General features: G+C 38.9%; 15 protein-coding genes. 4 read left to right on the top strand and 11 right to left on the bottom strand.

The window, feature by feature from the left end; translation table 11 throughout:
• Positions 1–267 precede the first annotated feature (267 nt).
• Positions 268–1,296 carry a sulfite exporter TauE/SafE family protein gene (locus H3H32_RS06585; RefSeq protein ID WP_182461934.1) on the top strand — a complete coding sequence of 343 codons (1,029 nt, stop codon included), beginning with the start codon at positions 268–270 and terminating at the stop codon, positions 1,294–1,296.
• Between the two features lie 137 nt (positions 1,297–1,433).
• On the top strand, positions 1,434–2,282 hold the full coding sequence (locus tag H3H32_RS06580) for an SMP-30/gluconolactonase/LRE family protein (RefSeq protein ID WP_182461932.1): 849 nt from the start codon (positions 1,434–1,436) through the stop codon (positions 2,280–2,282).
• 362 nt (positions 2,283–2,644) lie between these two features.
• Here H3H32_RS06580 and H3H32_RS06575 read toward each other — a convergent pair whose 3' ends face one another.
• From H3H32_RS06575 to H3H32_RS06565, 3 genes are read right to left on the bottom strand one after another with little or no spacing between them, the layout of a single operon-like run.
• Entirely contained in the window at positions 2,645–4,906 is a 2,262-nt protein-coding gene (locus tag H3H32_RS06575) for a CocE/NonD family hydrolase (RefSeq protein WP_240543676.1), read from the bottom strand.
• Between the two features lie 25 nt (positions 4,907–4,931).
• Positions 4,932–5,630 (bottom strand): LytR/AlgR family response regulator transcription factor, encoded by a 699-nt coding sequence (locus tag H3H32_RS06570; RefSeq protein ID WP_309547138.1) that lies wholly within the window; start codon positions 5,628–5,630, stop codon positions 4,932–4,934.
• Positions 5,627–6,682 carry a sensor histidine kinase gene (locus H3H32_RS06565; RefSeq protein WP_182461931.1) on the bottom strand — a complete coding sequence of 352 codons (1,056 nt, stop codon included), beginning with the start codon at positions 6,680–6,682 and terminating at the stop codon, positions 5,627–5,629. The genes H3H32_RS06570 and H3H32_RS06565 overlap by 4 nt, the downstream gene beginning before the upstream one ends.
• A gap of 457 nt (positions 6,683–7,139) precedes the next feature.
• Between H3H32_RS06565 and H3H32_RS06560 the strand changes: the two genes are divergently transcribed.
• A complete protein-coding gene (locus H3H32_RS06560; RefSeq protein ID WP_182461929.1) occupies positions 7,140–7,838 on the top strand; it encodes an SDR family NAD(P)-dependent oxidoreductase in 699 nt (232 codons plus the stop codon).
• A 141-nt stretch (positions 7,839–7,979) separates the two neighbouring features.
• On the opposite strand, the gene H3H32_RS06555 is transcribed toward H3H32_RS06560, so the two are convergent.
• Together H3H32_RS06555 and H3H32_RS06550 are read right to left on the bottom strand one after the other, a co-directional pair.
• Positions 7,980–8,879 carry an alpha/beta hydrolase gene (locus H3H32_RS06555; RefSeq protein ID WP_182464253.1) on the bottom strand — a complete coding sequence of 300 codons (900 nt, stop codon included), beginning with the start codon at positions 8,877–8,879 and terminating at the stop codon, positions 7,980–7,982.
• Between the two features lie 126 nt (positions 8,880–9,005).
• On the bottom strand, positions 9,006–9,977 hold the full coding sequence (locus H3H32_RS06550) for a DUF4886 domain-containing protein (RefSeq protein WP_182461927.1): 972 nt from the start codon (positions 9,975–9,977) through the stop codon (positions 9,006–9,008).
• A 484-nt stretch (positions 9,978–10,461) separates the two neighbouring features.
• Here H3H32_RS06550 and H3H32_RS06545 point away from each other — a divergent pair, with 484 nt between their 5' ends.
• Entirely contained in the window at positions 10,462–10,962 is a 501-nt protein-coding gene (locus H3H32_RS06545) for a hypothetical protein (protein ID WP_182461925.1), read from the top strand.
• A 110-nt stretch (positions 10,963–11,072) separates the two neighbouring features.
• Here H3H32_RS06545 and H3H32_RS06540 read toward each other — a convergent pair whose 3' ends face one another.
• The 6 genes from H3H32_RS06540 to H3H32_RS06515 all read right to left on the bottom strand — a co-directional run bounded on the left by H3H32_RS06540 (position 11,073) and on the right by H3H32_RS06515 (position 19,563).
• Positions 11,073–11,828 (bottom strand): WecB/TagA/CpsF family glycosyltransferase, encoded by a 756-nt coding sequence (locus H3H32_RS06540; protein ID WP_240543675.1) that lies wholly within the window; start codon positions 11,826–11,828, stop codon positions 11,073–11,075.
• 900 nt (positions 11,829–12,728) lie between these two features.
• Entirely contained in the window at positions 12,729–13,751 is a 1,023-nt protein-coding gene (locus H3H32_RS06535) for a glycosyltransferase family 4 protein (RefSeq protein ID WP_182461921.1), read from the bottom strand.
• Between the two features lie 323 nt (positions 13,752–14,074).
• Positions 14,075–15,466 carry a cellulase family glycosylhydrolase gene (locus tag H3H32_RS06530; protein ID WP_182461919.1) on the bottom strand — a complete coding sequence of 464 codons (1,392 nt, stop codon included), beginning with the start codon at positions 15,464–15,466 and terminating at the stop codon, positions 14,075–14,077.
• Between the two features lie 19 nt (positions 15,467–15,485).
• The gene (locus H3H32_RS06525; RefSeq protein WP_182461917.1) at positions 15,486–16,670 is read right to left on the bottom strand and encodes a glycosyltransferase; all 1,185 of its coding nucleotides are present in this window, start codon (positions 16,668–16,670) and stop codon (positions 15,486–15,488) included.
• Positions 16,671–17,123: 453 nt separating this feature from the next.
• Complete coding sequence (locus H3H32_RS06520; RefSeq protein WP_182461915.1) at positions 17,124–18,437, bottom strand: O-antigen ligase family protein; 1,314 nt, start codon at positions 18,435–18,437, stop codon at positions 17,124–17,126.
• The gene (locus H3H32_RS06515; RefSeq protein ID WP_182461913.1) at positions 18,424–19,563 is read right to left on the bottom strand and encodes a motility associated factor glycosyltransferase family protein; all 1,140 of its coding nucleotides are present in this window, start codon (positions 19,561–19,563) and stop codon (positions 18,424–18,426) included. Before H3H32_RS06515 ends, H3H32_RS06520 begins: the two co-directional genes overlap by 14 nt.
• Positions 19,564–19,598: the final 35 nt, after the last annotated feature.

Genomic DNA, 19,598 nt, shown 5'->3' with positions numbered 1-19,598 from the left:
CGTAACTTCTTATTAAGCTTTTATTGCTCTTATTAAACGGTAGCGAGTACTTGTAGCTGTTGTATTGTCTGGGCCAAGCCGCTACGGCGGACCGTTCCAGCTTGGCCTGTGCAATTCTGATAACCGAAGGCCAAGCTGGAACGGTCCGCCGTAGCGGCTTGGCCCAGACAATAGGCTTTCCGCCGTCTACCAGCAAACTTCAAAATCGCTCCAGATTGCTTGCTTTAGTTTGCATCCAGTATCAATGGTCAGGAACTGACGTTATTCATGGTTTTATCTGGTTTGTTATTAGTTGGCTGTGCTCTGTTGGCGTTCTCCCTCAGCGCAGTTTGTGGAGGTGGAGCGGGGCTTTTACTTCTACCCATATTGGGTTCGCTGCTACCCGGTGCTCAGGTTCCGGCGGCCTTGTCGATTGGTACCGTATCCAGTTCTATTTCCCGTATTGTGGCTTTCTGGTCACGCATTCGCTGGGGAGTAGTTGGTTGGTTTGTGCCTCCTGCCCTACCCGCCGTATGGTTGGGTGCCCGATTGCTGAGTTATATAAATCCGCTTTATCTGGAACTCTTGATGGGCTTATTTTTAATGGCCAATCTGCCCTTGATTTTCCGTCCCAGCAAGGAATTGGCAGAAACGAATCCCTTACCAAAAGGCTATCTGGCACTCATTGGTTTGGCTGCGGGCTTCGTTTCGGGATTAACGGGCGCGGTGGGTTTACTTTTTAATCGATTCTATTTACGGTACGGCATGACCAAAGAAGAAATCGTAGCTACCCGAGCGGCTAATGAAGTCATGCTGCATGTGGTAAAACTGGTTCTATACGCTTCATTTGGATTACTAACCGGGAAAGCGCTGACATTTGGGGCCATGATCGCCTTGGCGGCCATGCTTTCTTCCTGGGGAATGAAATGGGTACTTCCTCGCCTGAGCGAAGGTCTGTTCCGACGGATAGGTTATACCGCTATGGTGGTTTCCGGTTTGAGTTTATTTACGGAAGCCGCCGGTCAGGTACTAACCAAAACACCCGTCGATATCGATTATTCGCCCGTGGCCAATGGTATGACAACGCAGCTTCAATGGCGGAATAAACTGTTTTCGCTGGAGTTTGAATACGATGAGGGCTTCGAGTTTGAACATACCATCTCCTTCAACGAACTCCCCTTAGCTAAGCAAACAAAGGTAACGGCTCTCAGTCGATGGGCCGATAAAGTGATGCTGGAAGAGGTATTTAGTATCGACAAGCATTCGTACGAGGCCTATGTCTATCGAAACGGGAAACTGGAAAAGTTCGATCTGTAAATACCAGCCCGCTCAACCTCATACGAATTTGATAACATAGGCCTCCGTGAGTAATTAGCTGGAATTATCTACTTTAGTCGAGGTATTACACGCCAGACGTAGTTCTCCATCTTTCATTAGCCCAAAACAAACAACTTATGAAAAGAGTATTTGCCCTTATTTTGGTCAATCTAGCAGCCGGTGCTATCGCATTCACGCAGGCCCAAACCGTTGACTTAAAGCCCGTTTGGGAAAGCGACACCACCTTAACGACGCCCGAATGTGTTTTGGTTGATCCAGCTAAAAAAGTACTTTATGTAGCCTGTATCAATGGCGGTCCCAAGCTCGAAAACAAAGGCAGTTTCATTGCTAAAGTGGGGCTGGATGGCAAGGTGATCAACTTAAAATTTACCGAAAACCTCAACTCGACCAAAGGCATGGGCATTTTGGGCGATAAGCTGTACGTTACGGAAATGAATCAGGTAGCCGAGATTTCGCTGGCAACCGGAAAGGTACTCAACCGCTACCCCATTGATGGCGCTAAATTCCTCAATGATATTGCCGTCGATACCAAGAAAAATATCGTATACATTTCGGACTCTAACGACAGTAAAATCTGGGCCTTGAATGGTGGAAAAACCAGCCTTGTCTTATCTGGCGATCCCCTAAAAGGAACCAATGGCCTTTATGTCGAGAACGGGCAGGTATTAATTGGCAATGGTGATGGTTCACTACTGTCGATGAATCCGGAAACCAAAAAACTGACCACGTTAGGCAAGGTATCGGGTGGTATTGATGGTATCGTTGCGCTGGGAAACAAGGAATACATCGTTACTGAATGGGCTGGTAAAATCTGGCACGTTCGCGCCGATGGCAGCACAGAACTGAAACTGGATAGCTCAAAAGAGAAAATCAATACGGCTGATATTGGCTACTACCCGGCCACGAAAATGCTGTTCGTACCAACTTTCTTCCATAATACGGTAAAAGCTTATTCGCTGAAATAAGTATTCCTTTATAAAAGAAGTACAAAGCCCTGAAAATTAAAACTTTCAGGGCTTTAGAGACTGTCTAAATTTCATAAAAACAGTCTCGGTTTTACCCCCAACCCCCTGAAGGGGGCTTAGTTCATCGTGGGAATAAGCCCCCTTCAGGGGGTTGGGGGTAAGGTAAGTAATTGAAAAATCTGATTTTTAGACAGCCTCTTATTATTTTGAATTTTTGAGCTGACTTAAACTGCTATTGATTGAGTGGTGTTTTTGTCATTCCGACCTTAGGAGGAATCTCAACGTTAGGTATTAGTCAAGCTTGAGATTCCTCCTAAGGTCGGAATGACAAAAACACGCCGATGTTTGATCAGAAAAGATATCTATTGATCTAGCTGAACGGGAATCTGGATATAGCTATCCGTAGACCACTGAATCGTCAAAGGCATCCCCGCATCCTTGACTGTCTCCTGACTTACGTCTTTTCCTGTGCCGTAATTGATCTGAGCAAACGGGTTCTTATCAATATTCAACACCACCAGCAAACGGCTACCCTTGCTTAGTTTCCGACTAACGAATCTCGTTTTTGAAAAGGGGATCGTCTCCAAAACCCCAGGGCGCAACAACTGTCGACGGCTCGCATCACGGGCATAACTGGCCCGGCCCAAAAAGTACGACAATTCGAAATACTCGCCCTGTGGGCTTACTTCATAGAGTACAACCCCGACATCTATATCTTTTTTGTTGATCATCGCCTTTAGTTCGCCCGAAAACATTCCACTGACGGCAGCCTCCTGATCGAAGGAATCGCTGATAAAAAATAGCCCGTTAGTCCGGTTCAAGGTTTTTCGGATGATCGGGTCTGGGTAGTAATCGTTGTTGGAGGTAGTCCGGTCGGCCAAATCAACTACCTGTTTTAGTGTTTTTGGCGTTTTCGCCCGTTGCTTACTGAGCCTATAATTTTCGCCTTCTTTTTGGTTTGTCAGGTAAAGTCGTAGGCTGGTTTTACCCATCTTGGCAAGCGAAGGAGCATGCCCCCAGGTGTTGCTCCCCATTACCTCATAGTTGATCTTATCCGTCAACAATGCTGGTTTCGTGCCCCCTTTCAAAATATAGTCCAGCCAATCGAAGGTGATTTTCCTGGTATTGATCAACGCGATGGGGTCCACCTGATAATCGCGCAATACGGGAATGCCCCCCTGCTGGGCACCAAAATGATCGTAAGGACCAATGATCAAATAATGTTCGGCGGTTGGGTTGTATTTATAATGCTCAGTAACGTATTGCATGGCCGAAATTTGCCCGTCATCATAATAGCCCGTAATACTCAAAATGGGAATCTTAATGGTCGAAAACTCAGGCCCATAGGGCACCATGCTCTGCCAGTAGGCGTCGTAGTCCGGGTGCTTCAACCAGCGTTGTAACCAGGGATTAGGCGTCCCGTCGATACTGTCGATCCGGTTATAAGCCGCTCCCGATTCGTACCATCGGTTACGCATCCGTCGCCAGCGTTGGTTGTCGTTATTAACCTCATTATCCAGATACTTCGTATTCGTCACATAAAACGCCCACTGATAATTTGCGTTCAGAAATACATTATTCTCCATCGGCAAACCCTGTCCTGGAATAGCCGCGACGTAGGGAACGATCGTCTTCAGCGCTGGATGTGGATATTTCAGGGCCGCCCACTGTGCAAAGCCTGAATAACTTCCGCCGTACATACCCACCTTTCCGTTGCTCCAGGATTGCTCAACAATCCAGTCAATGACCGAATTCACGTCTCTGGCTTCGTGCTCGTAAGGCTCTATCGGGTCTGGACTCAATCGTTTACCCCGCGTATCGGCCACAATTCCGACATACCCTCGGGTAGCCGAATACTTGGCTTCAGCCACACTCCTATCCGTATTGGAATAAATAAAGAATAACAGCGCCGTAGGTTGCGGAGTCTTAATGCCCCGTTTACGAACCACCACAGCTGAAATAGTAGCGCCTTCCTTGGTTTTGATCAGAACGCTATCGTCAATGATAAACCGACGCTCATCGTCAGCCTTTAAAATTGGTTTGGCCGTGTCTTCGATCTGCCGATAAACCTGCCATGTATTATAACTTGTACAGAGTGCAACGGCCTCTGCCAAATCTAGGTTATCGGTTTTATGTTTAGCCAATAGTGCAGCAAAGTCATTTTGAAGACTGGCTACGCCATTCCGGCTGACGAAAGCAGTAGAAATAGTCAACGCCCGCCGATCCGTTAATCCGGAGAACAACGTACTCAACAACGGTTTAAATTGCGTGGCAAAACTCCCTTCGTCCTGTAACTGACCTATACGAGCCTCGGCAAAAAGTTCATACTGTTTATAGAGCAGTTCCGCCAGTGAATCGGTTGACAACGAGCGCACAACCGTAATACTTTTCTTCGCTTCTGCGTATTGGCCCGCTACGAGTTGCAGCCGAAACTTTGTCTCGAAAAAGGCCTTTTGATCAGTTTGAGGTTGATAAGCGGTTAATACGTTCGTCGCTAACGTCTGCATCTTCTGCGCTAACCGGAGGCTATCGGCTGTATTTACTAGTGGCACCTGGAAGGACTGTGCAAGGCCCGCTGTGGTCAGGAAAAGGCATAGGAATCCCAGCATGAGTTTTTTGATCATGTCGTTTCGTCGTTTGTTGATTAACTTATAGTTTCCTCAGATTACGGAGTCGAACCGATTGGCGGTCCGAAACTGTTAGCGTTTGTCCGGTGGTCAGCGTAACGGTCAATCGTCCATGCTCGGCGGTATCGATCGTTTGGATGAAGTTTAAGTTGATAATCTGCGCCCGGTTAATCCGAAAAAATAGCGTCTCGTCCAGCGTTTTGACCAACTGGTTTAAGGAGCTTTTTAACCAGACGCTTTTCTCTTCGTAAAATAGGCGGGCATAATTATCCATGGATTCGATCAGGTGAACGCGCTCCCAGCGAACGAACTGATAGCGATCTTTATCCTTCACAAAAACTTGTTTGCTCTGAGCAGCGGAGGGTTGTTTCAGAACCAGTTTAGCGATGGCCTGCGCAAAGCGTTCGGCCCGAATCGGTTTCAGCAGGTAATCCAAAGCACTCACCTCAAACGCCTTGAGCGCATATTGATCATAAGCCGTGGTAAAGATCACGTCGGGCACCTCTGGCAAAGCCTCCAGCAAATCGAATCCAGAACGTTCGGGCATCTGAATGTCCAGAAACAATACGTCGGGCCGTTTCGCGTCAATCAATTCCTGGGCTTCGTCAGCATTTCTGGCTTCGCCAATACACTCCAGTTCCGGAAAACTGGCGATCAGGCGCTTAAGCTCCATACGAGCATGCCGTTCATCGTCGATAATCAGGACGCTTATCTTCTTCATCGGATTGGAAATCGTAAAACAGCCGACACAACCCCTTCTGGTTCATTTAGAAGTTTCAATGTTGCCTTGCCACCAAATGTCAGTTGCAGGCGCTCCGTCAGGTTCGTCAATCCCAGACCCGTTACGGGTATACGCGCATCGAGATGACCGGGATTTTGCACAACGATCTTACTAAAATCGCCTTCTTTACCAACCCTGATTCGGATATGGCCACCTGCCTTTCGGGTATTGATGCCGTGTTTAATGGCATTTTCAACCAACGTCTGAATGGATAATCGCAGCACTTGTGCCGATGCCAGTTCATCGTCTACGTCTATCTGGTACGTCAGCCGTTCTTCGAAGCGCAGTTTTTCCAGCTCCAGATAATCGCGAACCAGATTGAGTTCGTCGTTCACTGAAACGAGAACCTCATTTCCCCCATAAAGGCCTGTCCGCAACAAATCCGACAATAAATCGACCGCCCGTCTGGCCGATTCTGGCTCATCGACCACCAACGCTTTGATGGTATTCAGGGAATTGAACAGCAAATGCGGGTTAAGCTGAGCCGACAGGTTACTCAGACGAGCCTCTCTGTTCATGATTTCCAGCCGGGCCTTCTCTTTCGTGAACCGGACTTCCCGTTGGGCATAGTGATATAAATGATACGCCAGCAGCCAGATTGACATCAGCCGAATGCCTGCAATAAAAATAGCTTCGCCATTCAGTTGGATAAACACCTCAAAATTTTGCGGGGGACCTGTTACAAACCACCACCGGAACAATAGTATCTTAAGCACCGTAACCACCAGATAAGCAAGTCCCAGAACAAGCACGGTCGGAATCAGCCGCTTTAGTAGTGGGTTAATTTCCAGATCGGTCCAGTGGTGCCGCAAGGCGAAATTCCGGTACACATGCGTGATCAGGCTATAAACCGCCACATCGGTCACAAATTGAAGGATGCCCAACGCCACATTGAACCTCCCCCCCATCATGCCCGTATAGCCCCAATACAGCGCAGCCAGCGACCAGCCCACTACTTGGCATTTCCAGTAAAGCGATAGTTGGTTTTTCACGGGGGTGTTCGCTTAGGGTAGGCCAAAGCAACACAATCTATGCGCAACAATAAAATAAAGTACAGGAACGCGTCATTTTGGGGACAAGTGCGCCAGACAAGTTCTTTTTTGACAGGATTAACAGCCGAGCCGACGCTTCGGATTTTCAGGTTTTTTTATTCCAGAGGCTGTTTAAACTTTTGTTTCACTAGTGTTTTTGTCATCCCGACGCAGGAGGGATCTTCGGCAACTGCTTGAAAAAACCATAATGTCGAAGATCCCTCCTGCGTCGGGATGACAAAAATACACTGATTAGTATTTGATTTTAGAAAGCTCAAACAGCCTTCCAGTAAATAATCTTGTAAACCCGAAGCGTCGGTCCGGCTGTTAATCCTGTCGAAAAAAAAGTATTTACGATAAACCAAACTTGTCCTACACACAAATCGTTAAGTGGTCTTTTCATAAACTTCTCTTCCTAATGGCAACCTTATTTATTACCGGCGCAGCAGGTGGACTGGGGCTCTCCGTCACCCAAACGCTGTTAACCCAGGGTCATCGTGTTCTTGCCGCGATTCATTCCGCAAAAGACAAACAGCAACTACCGACTGAATTTCCGGATAATCTGTTCACCTACGAAATTGATTTGACCAACGAATCGGCGGTTACTGCCTTGATCGAGCAGGCCATTACAGCTCACGGGCCCATTGATGCGGCTATTCTGTTGGCCGGTGGTTATGCCACTGGCACGCTGGCCGAAACCGATGGCACGTTGATTGATAAAATGATGACGATCAACTTTAAAACGGCCTATACCACAGTTCAGCCAATTTTCACCCACATGAGTCAGCAGTCTACCGGTGGTCGGTTTGTGTTGATCGGTGCCCGACCCGCTCTGGACGCCCAGGCAGGCAAAACGGCGGTGGCGTATGCCTTGTCAAAATCGCTGGTGTTTCAATTGTCTGATCTGATCAACGCATCGGGCAATGGACAAAACATCTACTCGACAGTGATTGTGCCCAGCATTATCGATACCGCCCTAAATCGGCAAGCCATGCCCGACGCCGATTTCACAACCTGGGTCGATCCACAAACGATTGCCGACACGATTGCCTTCGTCTTATTTGGCGAAGGCCGCGCCTTGCGTGAGCCCGTGTTGAAGGTGTATAATCAGGCGTAGGCTCTCTACTTTTTCTCCCCTCTCCTGGTTTTCAGGAGAGGGGTCGGGGGTGAGGTGAATCGACCGAACTACCCTCACCCCCGGCCCCTCCCGCAACGGCGGACCGCCCAAAACGGGAGAGGGGAGAAAACCAAAGCCCCCCTACGGCATCAAGTCAATTTGCCGAAGCCAGTGCAGGCACCGACCAAACCATTCGTCGAAGGCAGGCGTCTTTAAATAGCCGTGCTCCCCTTTGGCATATAGGTGCATATCGGTGAGGATACCATTGCGTTGCAGGGCTTCGTAAAAAACCAGACTGTTGGCAACCGGCACTACCGTATCGTCGCCCGCATGGGTCAGAAAGGTGGGGGGTGTTGTTGCGTCGACATGCTCCTCGTTCGAATATAGGCGGATCTGCTCCGGACTGGGCGTGGAACCCAGCAGATTCGTACGTGTGCCCGCATGCCCAATCCGTTCCGTCAGACTGATAACCGGGTACACCAAAACCATAAAGTTCGGGCGCAGGCTGATGTCTGCTGGATTCTCAATTAACGACTTACCATAATGCGTTCCGGCAGTTGCTGCCAGATGTCCACCCGCCGAGAAACCCATAATCCCTATTTTTTGCGGGTCTACCTGCCATTCAGCTGCCCGTTGCCGAACCGTCTTTATGGCCTGTTGCGCATCCTGTAACGGGCCGATGGATTTGTTGAGCATGGTTTCGTCACTCGGCAATCGGTATTTCAAGACAAAGGCCGTTACGCCCTGTTTGGCAAAGGCCTCGGCCACATCGTACCCTTCCCGTTTGATCACCAGGACGCCATAACCACCGCCTGGACAAATGATCACCGCCGTACCATTGGCTTTCCCCTTGGGCGGCAAAAAGATGGACAGCGTCGGACGAGACACCTTGGACACAATAAAATCGGCCCGCCTGATTTCGCCGTCGGGAACGTCTTTGGCATTGGGGACTGGACCAGAATAGAGTGGAATTTCCTGCTGCGCCAGACACGCCGTTGAGAGAAGCAGGAACGCAATGGAGATACGAATGGATTTGATCATATTTTTTATCAGTTCGCTTTTTGTCATTCCTACGACAGGAGGAATCCGCTCCGGCGGCCCGGTCAAGTCCCTTATTAATCAAGTCTAAGATTCCTCCTAAGGTCGGAATGACAAAAAATGAGATAACTACTTCCCCCTCACCAACCTGTATTTCGTTTCCTCCTTCTTAACCACCGACCAGGCTGTTTTTCGCAACTGCTTTGCAAAGTCCTTGTCTACACCGTCTGGGCAGAACGTCAGTTTAACCGGCGACTCATTAAACAGGAAACTATACCAAACCAGGCCACCCAGATAGCAACCCGCGTTGTTGGCATGGTGTGAATCGAACGCCAGTTTGCCGTTGTCCCAGCGATACCCCATGTGCAACGAATGCGTTTGATTGGGCAAAGCCGGTGATTGTGGATGGGTAAAATCAAACGCGTGATCGGGATGATACGCCCAGTTGGCCGTTGTGTTCATTTTCCAGAACGCATCGCCATTCGGAATGATGGCAATGCCCAATTCGTCGGCGATGGTATGATAAGCTGCTCTTGACTTCTCCCACATTTGTTCGGCACTCTTCGCCGAGTCTCCTGAAGCGATCTGGCTAAAATCCTTTGAATCGGAGCGATACGCCCAGGTTTGGTGGAAGACTACCGTAGCACGCGGCTGTAGCTTCTTAACGTACTCGTATAATTTTCGGGCATAAGGCCGATAGGTATCCACATTGCCCGACAGAATCGAAGCCTGCTGGATGGTCACCACATCCCATTGCCCTTCCGAAAGGAGCATTTTCAGCGATTTCCCAGTATAGGGTTTCCCTTTTGGATCATCGGGGTTGCGCTCGGCAGCTTCCGCATGTTCCCAATGGCGCTGTAACGAACTCCCTCCTAGTTCGGCCCGCCCGATGATCAGCTCGTGACCGCCTTCTTTGCTTAACTCTGGCAAGAATTTTGACGCATTTTGCGAAAAACTATTGCCAATCATAAATAAATGGATGGGTTGCTTGCCGCTGTTTACAGCAGTTGGCGTCGACTGCGAAAAGGCAATTACACGAATAAAACAAAGTAACAACAGCAGACAAACCCGCTGTTGACCAATCGGACGGAGAATACGCATTAGCAATACGCGAATGAATAGATAAAAACCTTTGTATAGCAAAGAGAGGATCTGGTGAAATCTATCCACCGAAGGGGGCACAATGATCGAATCGATCCTCTTTTAGGACATGGGTCAGTCTATCAGAAGAAGTTAGGCCAAGCTATTTTTATCAAGATACAATGCCTTCACCACTCCTTTTTACCAAATCAGCAATAAACAACCGAACAGGTACAATCATCACTTCACACAGGATAGCACACAAAAGAAGTTCATTTTATCATTTATGATTTTTCGTTTGTGACTTTATCTAAAAACCGTAATCTAAAGGTCATACAAAGCTTAAGTAATTACCCATACGTTAATATACTATATCCTCCTGATAGTATGTTAGTTACCTCCAACTAATTATTGTTAAATTTTTATTATAAATACTCAACTAAGCCTCTATTTCTCGTGTAACTACATTAAATTTGTAATTGTACTTTACCTATACAACCGTACTATGTCTTCATCACGTAACCTCTACTTTTTTTTCATCGCCCCCCTACTAGCTCTACTACTAGCAAGTTGTAGCAGCGAATTAATTATTCAAAAAGACCCGGCTGCCCCTACAGCTGGCGATTATAAACTTACGGGAGTAGCATCTTATACGATCAACGGAGTTGTTTCTTCTGCCCCTGTATCTGGAACTTTATCTGTATTTGTCGGTGAAAATCCCCAGACATATTATTTTTTGGAAAAAGTTGGCACGTCTCAGCTTGGCTATCTCACTACTTGTGTAGGTGAGAAATTTACGGTCGAGTCTATTGTAGATGGAACAAAATATAATAATACCTGGTATTATGGTAGGCAAAATGGAAGTGGCACTATATCAGCCGGTCGAATTGAATTCGATCGTTATGCTAATACTAGCTCTGTATCACTTATTTCACCAAATACAGGGGAACGTATTAGCTTTACAATGCCTATTCAAAAACATATTCATGTTATAGCTATTAAATAATATATGCCTTCCTAGTGGACTTACACACACTTTTTTCACAACTCTTTTTTAATTTACTATTTACAAATATTTATTTTAATTCAAAGGAAATAAATCATTAAATTATCCCATTAGCTAAATTTTGCGAGTGATAGTAACCGGATAATCAATTGTTGGCCCATGTACCAAACATATAAACTATTTGTCACAGCATAGCGTTTGAACAAACGCTTTGGTTCTTGCATGAGCCGGAAGAACCATTCTAAACCCATTTTTTGCATCCAACTCGGAGCTCGAGTCACATCTCCAGCTAATACAGGTAAAGCACCTCCTATAGCTAGTAAAACTGCAGGAATACGTCCGCGCATGTTATTTATCCAAAGTTCTTGTTTTGGACATCCAAGTGCAACAAATACTAATTGTGCCCCTGAGTGAGAAATTGTAGAAATAACACTATTTTCTTCTTCTACGGTCAACTCCCTAAATGGTGGTGAATAAGTCCCAACAATATTTACTCCAGGAAACAAGAATTTACATTTTTCTACACTTCGTTTCAATACGTCCGAAGTAGAGCCGTATAAAAAAATAGCTAAATCTTCTTTAGCTGCTCGCTCTAGCAAGCTAGGCAGCATATCCATACCCGTAATTCTGTCTTGCCGAATTAAATATAGCAAGCGCATCGCCCATGTAAGTGGTAAACCATCAGGCAAAATCCAATCTGAACTGTTAACTGCATCTGCCACCTTGGGCTTGTGCTTAGCCTCAATCACCATATGAACATTAGCAAAACAAACAGTTCGAGATTCTCTTCGGTGTGCAGCAGCTAAAATCCAATCTTGCACATGACTGTAAGATCCTAATGTAATATTAAGGCTAATCACTTTCATAGCTTTTGGCCTAACGTAAGTATTAAGTGAAGGTTCTTTTATCAACATACCTTTAAGTACTTTATCAATGGCATTTATTAATATATCAATTTTTCAAAAAACATATTACATTACAATTTCAAAGCATATGCGAAACTAATAATAATATTATAATAAGGGGCTTTGGCACACGAATATCAGTTAAAATTCTCTTAAATTAAAGAAGCTCCAACGATAAATAATACAAAACATTATATTAACACTATAAAAATTAAAATACAATTCGAAAATGTCTTACATAAAGGCCTAAATGATTCAAAGTAAATTAAATGTTAGACCCGAAAGGTAACGTAAAAATTTACATAAACATTAATATACATTTTAATACCATTTAATAAATCATATGTATGGAATTATAATAATAATCATTTGGATAAAAACAAATATGACTTGTCAAATATTATTGTAATTCCAATCTACTTAAAGACACCTAAATTAATTTCTACCAGAGGAGTCCAATATTAAAATTAGACAAATTGATCGCTGCTATTTTATTAATTAAAAATACACTAAGGAACATTGAGTACAATAAAAAAGTCAATAACTTATAGCTCTATAATAGGGCTATAAGTCAAATTATATTAAAACTTTGTTAATAAGAAGTTATTAAAGTCTAAATCAGACCAAGTTGTATATCTGCAGCTCAGCGTTAGTAAGTATAAAGTATTATAATATTTATAAATTAATCTTTAAAATATTATTAAAATATCATCTTCAAAAACTAGCTACATATTAATCAAACTTACCTTTCAACAAATTTAACTCTAAGAATAAACATAATTGTCTAATCGTTTTAATCAGTTCAAGATTATGAGTATAATAAATTATAAAACATTAAATAAAAACCTATCGTTTTTTTACCTATAACAATGAACTATATATACAATTAATTTTTTCAAAAATAGCGTTTTTATTAAATGTAGTTTTTGACAATTCAACAGATTTGTTTGAAAGATTAAATCTTAACGAATCATCAATAATACAAGTATTAATACAATTAGCTAATGAATTAATATCTCCAGGGGAAAATATCAATGCATTTTTTCCATTTTCCAGAAAGTCAGGTATTCCTCCAACGGGAGTTGTAATAATGGGAAGTCCATAAGAGAAAGCATCTAATACTGCCATTGGTAACCCTTCAGCATAACTGGGTAAACAAAAAATAGATGCTCGCCTAAAAAGAGCATCTTTGTTTGCCCCACTAACCCATCCTACAAATTCAACGTTTTCTTGAATATTCAATTGCTTAGCTAACTGTATACCTTCTTTTATCTCTCCATTACCCGCAAAAATGATTTTCCATTTAGAATGCTTAGATTTAATAAGAGAAAATGCTGATAATAAGTCTGCATAACCTTTTCTAGAATTTATAGTCCCTGCATAAAGGATTATTTTTTCTCTGTTATGCAATAAAATATTCTCAACATTGTCACAAGGGTTATATATTACAGTCGTTTTCAATTTTAGATCAGGCCAGCGCTCATCTATCCACAACTTCCATTTTTTAGATAAAACGAATATAAAGTCAGATCCTTGAAAAACATACTTATAAATATTAGAAAAATCACTATTTATTGTTGTATCAACACTAAAAGAGTGAAAATGAACAACAATTTTTTTCCGAAATAACTTAGCTATTATAAAAAATAATAATTTACGCATCAAAGACATCGGTTCACTAAAATGAATATGAACTAATTTGGCTTGAGGGAGTTTGTAAATGTAAAGACAAAAAGATTTTAGAAAAAAACTGATTTTTTTTAATGGCCCCTTATCAATATGGGTTTCAATCCATAAAATATTCCAATTTCTCCAAATATCTGATCCTTTATAAGCGTTAATAACAGCAGATACCCCCCCCCCTTGTTTTACTACTAGTAGCAATTATAAGTACAGTATTAATCATTTAGTTTGTATGAACGTTAAAATTTCAAATAAATCAGGTACGTAAGTCTCTTTCCACATATTATAGGTCTTAACAAAAAATCTTCATTAATATTATAATTTAATAGACAAATTCTTTTTTAAAGTCTAGACAATAACAAAAAATCAATAAGACATTATAATAATAAAATATAATTACTGTAGCGAAATAAATATTCATAGTTTATAAACTTTTTTGCATATTTTAATGATTTAACATAATAAAACAAGGCATAATACATGATGTTTTATCTAAGAATTTAAGAATTTAAGAATTTAATAATTTATTCATACTTTGATAGCTTTAATACTAATGAACGCCTGAAATCAGGTAGAATTATTTTATTATCACGTATTGAAATATTAGTCCACTTATCAGTCCATGGGTCGTACGCTTGAACTAGTTTAATATCCTTCGAGGGCAAATCAACGATTCTGTTGTGGATTATTCTTGCAGGTAAATTATCTACAATTTCACTTTTCCAATTAGATGCATGATCTCTAATCCAGAATATTTCATTGTTTTTTCCTTTTAAACCATAAAAAGCCAAAGAATCAGAAACTGTAAATGAATAAGGCTGCGCATTTTCTTTAATAGGATCAAAAACTTGGATAACATTATTGAATCGTTTAAAATGCCACCATAAATTTAATTTGTTAATGTATTGATCCCAATGCCAAGAATGACCTGGCCCCGCAGCTCCAGAAAAATATGGTGCAAATAAAATATCATGCAATAGAATTCCAAGAGTATCTTTTAAATAATATTTCCAAGGTCCAGTATGACTTTTCTCCACAGCACCAGTTTCAGAAAGAAGGACTGGCTTATTTATATGGTAGGACCGTATATTAAAAATTGCCTGCCCACACACGGAGTCCATAAAACAACTACGGACTACTGGCCATCTTGCACCTGAATCCAAGTATCTATGAACTTGGGAAATTTTGTTATGGTTTAAAGACAAAATGTTTTTATAGGTGTTCTCTTTTCTAGCATCATCATAACTTCCTAAACTCTGGGTAAATAAAAGTTTAGGAAAATTATTAGAAAAATATTGAAGCATATAGGCAGTCCAATCTTCCCAAACAGTCCCATCAACTGTGTCAATTTCATTCCATAGTTCCCAAGCAATAATATTAGAGTCATAAGAAAATGTATTTAAAATTAAAGAAGCACGCTTAATATACAATTCCTTCCCCGTATCTAATGAAAAATATTCGTTTATGTTAGAAAACAAACTACTATAATTTACTTTATTGTAAAAGCTTCTTTGGGTTAAAGATATATTCCTAAAATGGTGTAAGCAAAACATTATATAAATATTGTATTTATGAGCTAATAAAAGTAATTTTTTAAGTCTATCAATTTTTGATTCATCATAACTCCCAGGAGTTTTTTTTTCAATCTCCCAAAATGGTGTGCTAAGCCAAATACGAACATAGTTTCCTTTATTAGCAGATAACTTCTGAAAATAATCTTCCATACTTTTAAATTCAGAATTATCATTAGTCTCAGGCCAACACAAATTGATTCCTATTGGAATAAATAATTTTTTATTTTTTTCAAAATAAAAGGGATTGTTGTGACTAATTACAACTGAGCTATCGCCAACTTGTTGGGCAAAGGAATTACACGAATAAATAATTTGAACAATTAACAAGAAAAGGAAAGGCATAGCTTAAATTATGTAAACATTAAACATACAATTCTGCAATAGTAGAAATATTATGACTAAAATCATTTCTAGTAGTGAATGATTTACTATCATTCTCTAAATAAGTAATCATACTAATAAAATTATTATTTTCCAATAATAATTTTATTTGATTGGCTAATTCTGCGCAAGTATTACTTGCCAGAACTATTCCATTTTTACTTTGCAAAATATACTCAGGTAAGCCACCTACATTCGTAACTATAACCGGCCGTCCAAGTGCGTGAGCTGTCATAATGACTCCGCTCTGCGTTGCTTCTGTGTAGGGACAAATAACTATTTTTGATGTTACAATAATTTCAACCATTTCAATAATATTAAGGTGTCTATCTATAACCTTTAGATTATCGAATAAATATTGTGGTTGATTAATATTATATCCTTCAACTGATTTTCCAGCAATAATAGCCTTAATAGAGTTATTTTCTTGCTTAAGTAACTGGATAGTTTCTAATAAAATATCTATACCTTTATAAGGAGATAACCTACCTACAAAAGCAATGTCATAGCAGTAGTTCGTATTATTTTCTTTTGAAATAAAAGATTTATATATACTATAAGGTGATAATTTAAGTTTAAATATTTTTTTTGACTTACGGATTTCTTTATGTAAAAGGTTTTTTGAATACTCAGAAAAAGTCACAAAAGTAGTTGTAACCGTAAATAATAGGAACCTATGAATTGTCCTTAAAATATAGAATTCACCCTTATGAGGTTTAGGATCGTGTACATTTAAAATACAAATTTTACGATTATGTAAAATAAATTTCAATAAAAAAAACTGTCGATTTGATGAGTCATCAAAATGAATATAATCTGGGGCTATTGCTTCAAACTTTTTTATAATTTTTTTCGACATCAAAAACGATTCAAAAAAAGCTTTGAAACCAGTTTTTTTTTTAAAAATAACAAAATTTACAGATTCACATTTTGTTAAATATTCATCAAAACGTTCAAGCTTCCAATCAGATTTAACTTCATTATAATTTGTAATAGGTGAAAAGTTTTCTAAATCTGCTTCAAGATCAAATATGTTAGCCTTAGTCGATCCAGGATATAATTCAATAAAAACACTTACTTTATAATAATTTGAAACAAATTTAATATATTCTAGAGAAGCATCTAGAAAATAAATTTGAGTATAAAATACAATCTTCTTGTTCATTTTCTATTTAGTAAAATTCTATTTTTGTTCTTTCAAATTAAGCATACTCCACAAAGACCAATTTGGTGCTTCTTTTATGCTTCAATCTTTAAGCTGTTTGAAACTATTACCTATACTCAAAGTGGCCAAATACAATAAATGCCCTTCAAAATCTGACTATGTAGTCCGTTACAATTTTAGTGCATGAATATTTAACAACATTTTTGTACTTTATCTTAAAAGCATATTTTATCATTGTTCACCTACTCTATGGAGGTCTGTACTATTAAAACAACCAGGCCATTAGAAAGATTAATTAGTCGAATATTTTTACTTCATGAAATATGAATTAACAAATTTAAGCAACAAACAGCTCTAGATAAAGTAATAGTCTTAATAAGGCTTATTTAGTAAAACAGAAATTATTTATTTTCATTCAAGAAAACATCAATTATTAACAAAATAAAAAAATAATTACTCTCTAATAAAATCATATTTATAGTCTACATATTTTTTTTTATATTCAGTTTTATCTATAAAACTTCGTTCAAAATATTCAACTTCAAAACATAGAGAGAGATATATAATTATAAAAAAAAAATTTAAAAACGATATTCCTCTTAATAGAGACTCTGTACCACTAATTGTCAAAAAAAATGTAAAGAGAATTGGAGAATAACACATCGATATAATTTTCAATGAAACCATTTTTTTTATATTCGAAATACATTTTAATATTATTATTGATAGTAATATTAAAGACATATAACCTCCCTCAACAAATAATTGCAAAAAAGTATTGTGGGCATGTGCATATCTACTACCATCTTCAGTATTCAAAAACCAATTCTGAGGCAACTCCCCCCAATATCCTAATATATATTTTGAATCAAATGATAAAATTAAACTTATTATCTCTTGCCAAGCAATTAATCTACCTGTTGCTGTTTTTATTTCGTCTAGATCATTGCGTGTAGTAAATATAGAGAAAAAGCCCATTTCTTGCATTATTACTAATGCGGGAGACAATATATTCCATAAAAAGGGCACGAATATTAACACACCTTGCCAATATACAGATATCTTAAACTTATTTCTTGAGACTATATACACATAAATAATACTTATTAAAGAGCTAAATATTAATCCACGACGGCTAAATAACAACAATTGGAAAATAGAAAATAAAATACAAATAGAGTAAAACCATTTCTTCTTATTTGTATTCTTTAGTACAAAAAAGTTTAATAATAAGCAAATTGCGACAATTGAAGGGGCTTCTAGTGTTCCATTAAATATACCTACTTCGTCCAATAGATTATAAAAATTCCCCAAGGTTAATGAATTCGTATATTTATAGTGTGGTATAAAAACAAAAAAAATACTTAGAATATTAAAGACTAGCACCAAGCTATTTTTAAAGAAAAATTCATTTTCATATAAAAAGTAACTTATTATGATAATATGAAAAATAAAAATAAAACTATTTAAATAGCCACTAAATATTTTCCCCTCTTTATAATAGAATGTAGTAAAATATATTATGTAAAAAAACATTAAGGCAGTAGAATATTTAAATACTACTTTTCTAAATTTCACATCAAGTAAAAGAGTTTTGAGTGCAGGTAATGCAAACAATAACGTATATTCAAACAAATAAAATGAATTTTGAAATTCAGTAACAAACCTACATGTGGGTATTAAAAGTATAATATAAACCATAAACATCAATGATTTAAAATTGATGCTATTATTATTTAAAGAACGAGTTTTATTAAACTGCTTCATTGAATCTTTTATTTAATGTCTCAGTAAATGACGCATGTAACATATTAAATTTATAGCCATCTTTTTCAGCCATTGTTAATAATCTTTCTAAAACATCTCCATGAACTCTTTTTACATATGTTTCTGGGGATTTTTTTGGTAAAAGCTCTTCAAAAAACGCAGGATGTAATACTTTCAATTCTTCTACATGCTCATTATAAAAATGTTTAGATGAATTTTTCCAAAACATTTTATCATCAGGAGCCCTACCATCAAAACCCCAAAAACCAATATTTACACTAAATGTACATGCCAATGGCAACAGTATCTGAGGTAATACATTTCCTAAATCTGGCAATTCATATAATTTTGATAAATCGTGATGAATAGTATTTACTTTACCATGAGGAATTGGTATTAATCGGTCTTTAAACTCAGAAAACATGCTTAAACAAAAAATATGAAAAATAGCTGGATACACAAAATAAGCTTGTGAATTTTTTAAACATTTTTTCAAATCTTCTCTAAAAGCTTCAGAAAATTTACTTATACCAAAATGATATATAGCATCACTTGCAACAATAAACTGAGGATTTATATGTTCCCATAACTCAAGATCTTTAACTATGGTATTGCTCACAATCTTTATTCCTGTTTTCCATTCTTTATCAATAGCTTTTTCCAAAGAGGGTCCAGTTCCAAATATATAAGCCTGATCAATTTTATTTTTTTGTTTTAATTCTTTAATTTTTTGTTTCCCATGTATTATTCCCTCTTTAACAATGTCTTGATTCATTCTTGATAAAAGCTTATGATACTCCCATCCGTCCAAATAATAATTATTGTAATTCAGTTTAAACACATCATTTTTTTTTATTTTGCTAAGGTTATTGTAGATAGATTTATTATTAACTAAACCAATTAATTCAAAATTTAGCATGTCTTTTATATTAATTTTTTCTATATCTTCAATATTAATATTTATATTGAAATAATTTAGTCTTCTTTTAACTTCTTGAGAAATAATATCAAGATTAGTATCATTAATTCCTGTCAATATTTTAATTGACTCAGGTTTATTATTTTCTCTAAAAAGAAAAGTTCTTAACCCTTCAATAATTTGATTAATTAGTAATTTCGCAGTCATTTTTCTTAGATTATTATAAATTAAATTAATACTTC

It is taken from the genome of Spirosoma foliorum, assembly GCF_014117325.1.
Classification (GTDB): domain Bacteria; phylum Bacteroidota; class Bacteroidia; order Cytophagales; family Spirosomataceae; genus Spirosoma; species Spirosoma foliorum.
The sequence above is the reverse complement of the archived record's forward strand: the minus strand, read 5'-3'. Positions and strand labels throughout refer to the sequence as shown.

Bases quoted from the DNA above. Each gene is read 5' to 3' on its own strand.
- H3H32_RS06575 (WP_240543676.1), bottom strand. From the start codon at position 4,906: ATGATCAAAAAACTCATGCTGGGATTCCTATGCCTTTTCCTGACCACA.
- H3H32_RS06545 (WP_182461925.1), top strand. From the start codon at position 10,462: ATGTCTTCATCACGTAACCTCTACTTTTTTTTCATCGCCCCCCTACTA.
- H3H32_RS06570 (WP_309547138.1), bottom strand. From the start codon at position 5,630: ATGAAGAAGATAAGCGTCCTGATTATCGACGATGAACGGCATGCTCGT.
- H3H32_RS06515 (WP_182461913.1), bottom strand. From the start codon at position 19,563: ATGACTGCGAAATTACTAATTAATCAAATTATTGAAGGGTTAAGAACT.
- H3H32_RS06550 (WP_182461927.1), bottom strand. From the start codon at position 9,977: ATGCGTATTCTCCGTCCGATTGGTCAACAGCGGGTTTGTCTGCTGTTG.
- H3H32_RS06520 (WP_182461915.1), bottom strand. From the start codon at position 18,437: ATGAAGCAGTTTAATAAAACTCGTTCTTTAAATAATAATAGCATCAAT.
- H3H32_RS06530 (WP_182461919.1), bottom strand. From the start codon at position 15,466: ATGCCTTTCCTTTTCTTGTTAATTGTTCAAATTATTTATTCGTGTAAT.
- H3H32_RS06585 (WP_182461934.1), top strand. From the start codon at position 268: ATGGTTTTATCTGGTTTGTTATTAGTTGGCTGTGCTCTGTTGGCGTTC.
- H3H32_RS06560 (WP_182461929.1), top strand. From the start codon at position 7,140: ATGGCAACCTTATTTATTACCGGCGCAGCAGGTGGACTGGGGCTCTCC.
- H3H32_RS06540 (WP_240543675.1), bottom strand. From the start codon at position 11,828: ATGAAAGTGATTAGCCTTAATATTACATTAGGATCTTACAGTCATGTG.
- H3H32_RS06525 (WP_182461917.1), bottom strand. From the start codon at position 16,670: ATGAACAAGAAGATTGTATTTTATACTCAAATTTATTTTCTAGATGCT.
- H3H32_RS06555 (WP_182464253.1), bottom strand. From the start codon at position 8,879: ATGATCAAATCCATTCGTATCTCCATTGCGTTCCTGCTTCTCTCAACG.
- H3H32_RS06580 (WP_182461932.1), top strand. From the start codon at position 1,434: ATGAAAAGAGTATTTGCCCTTATTTTGGTCAATCTAGCAGCCGGTGCT.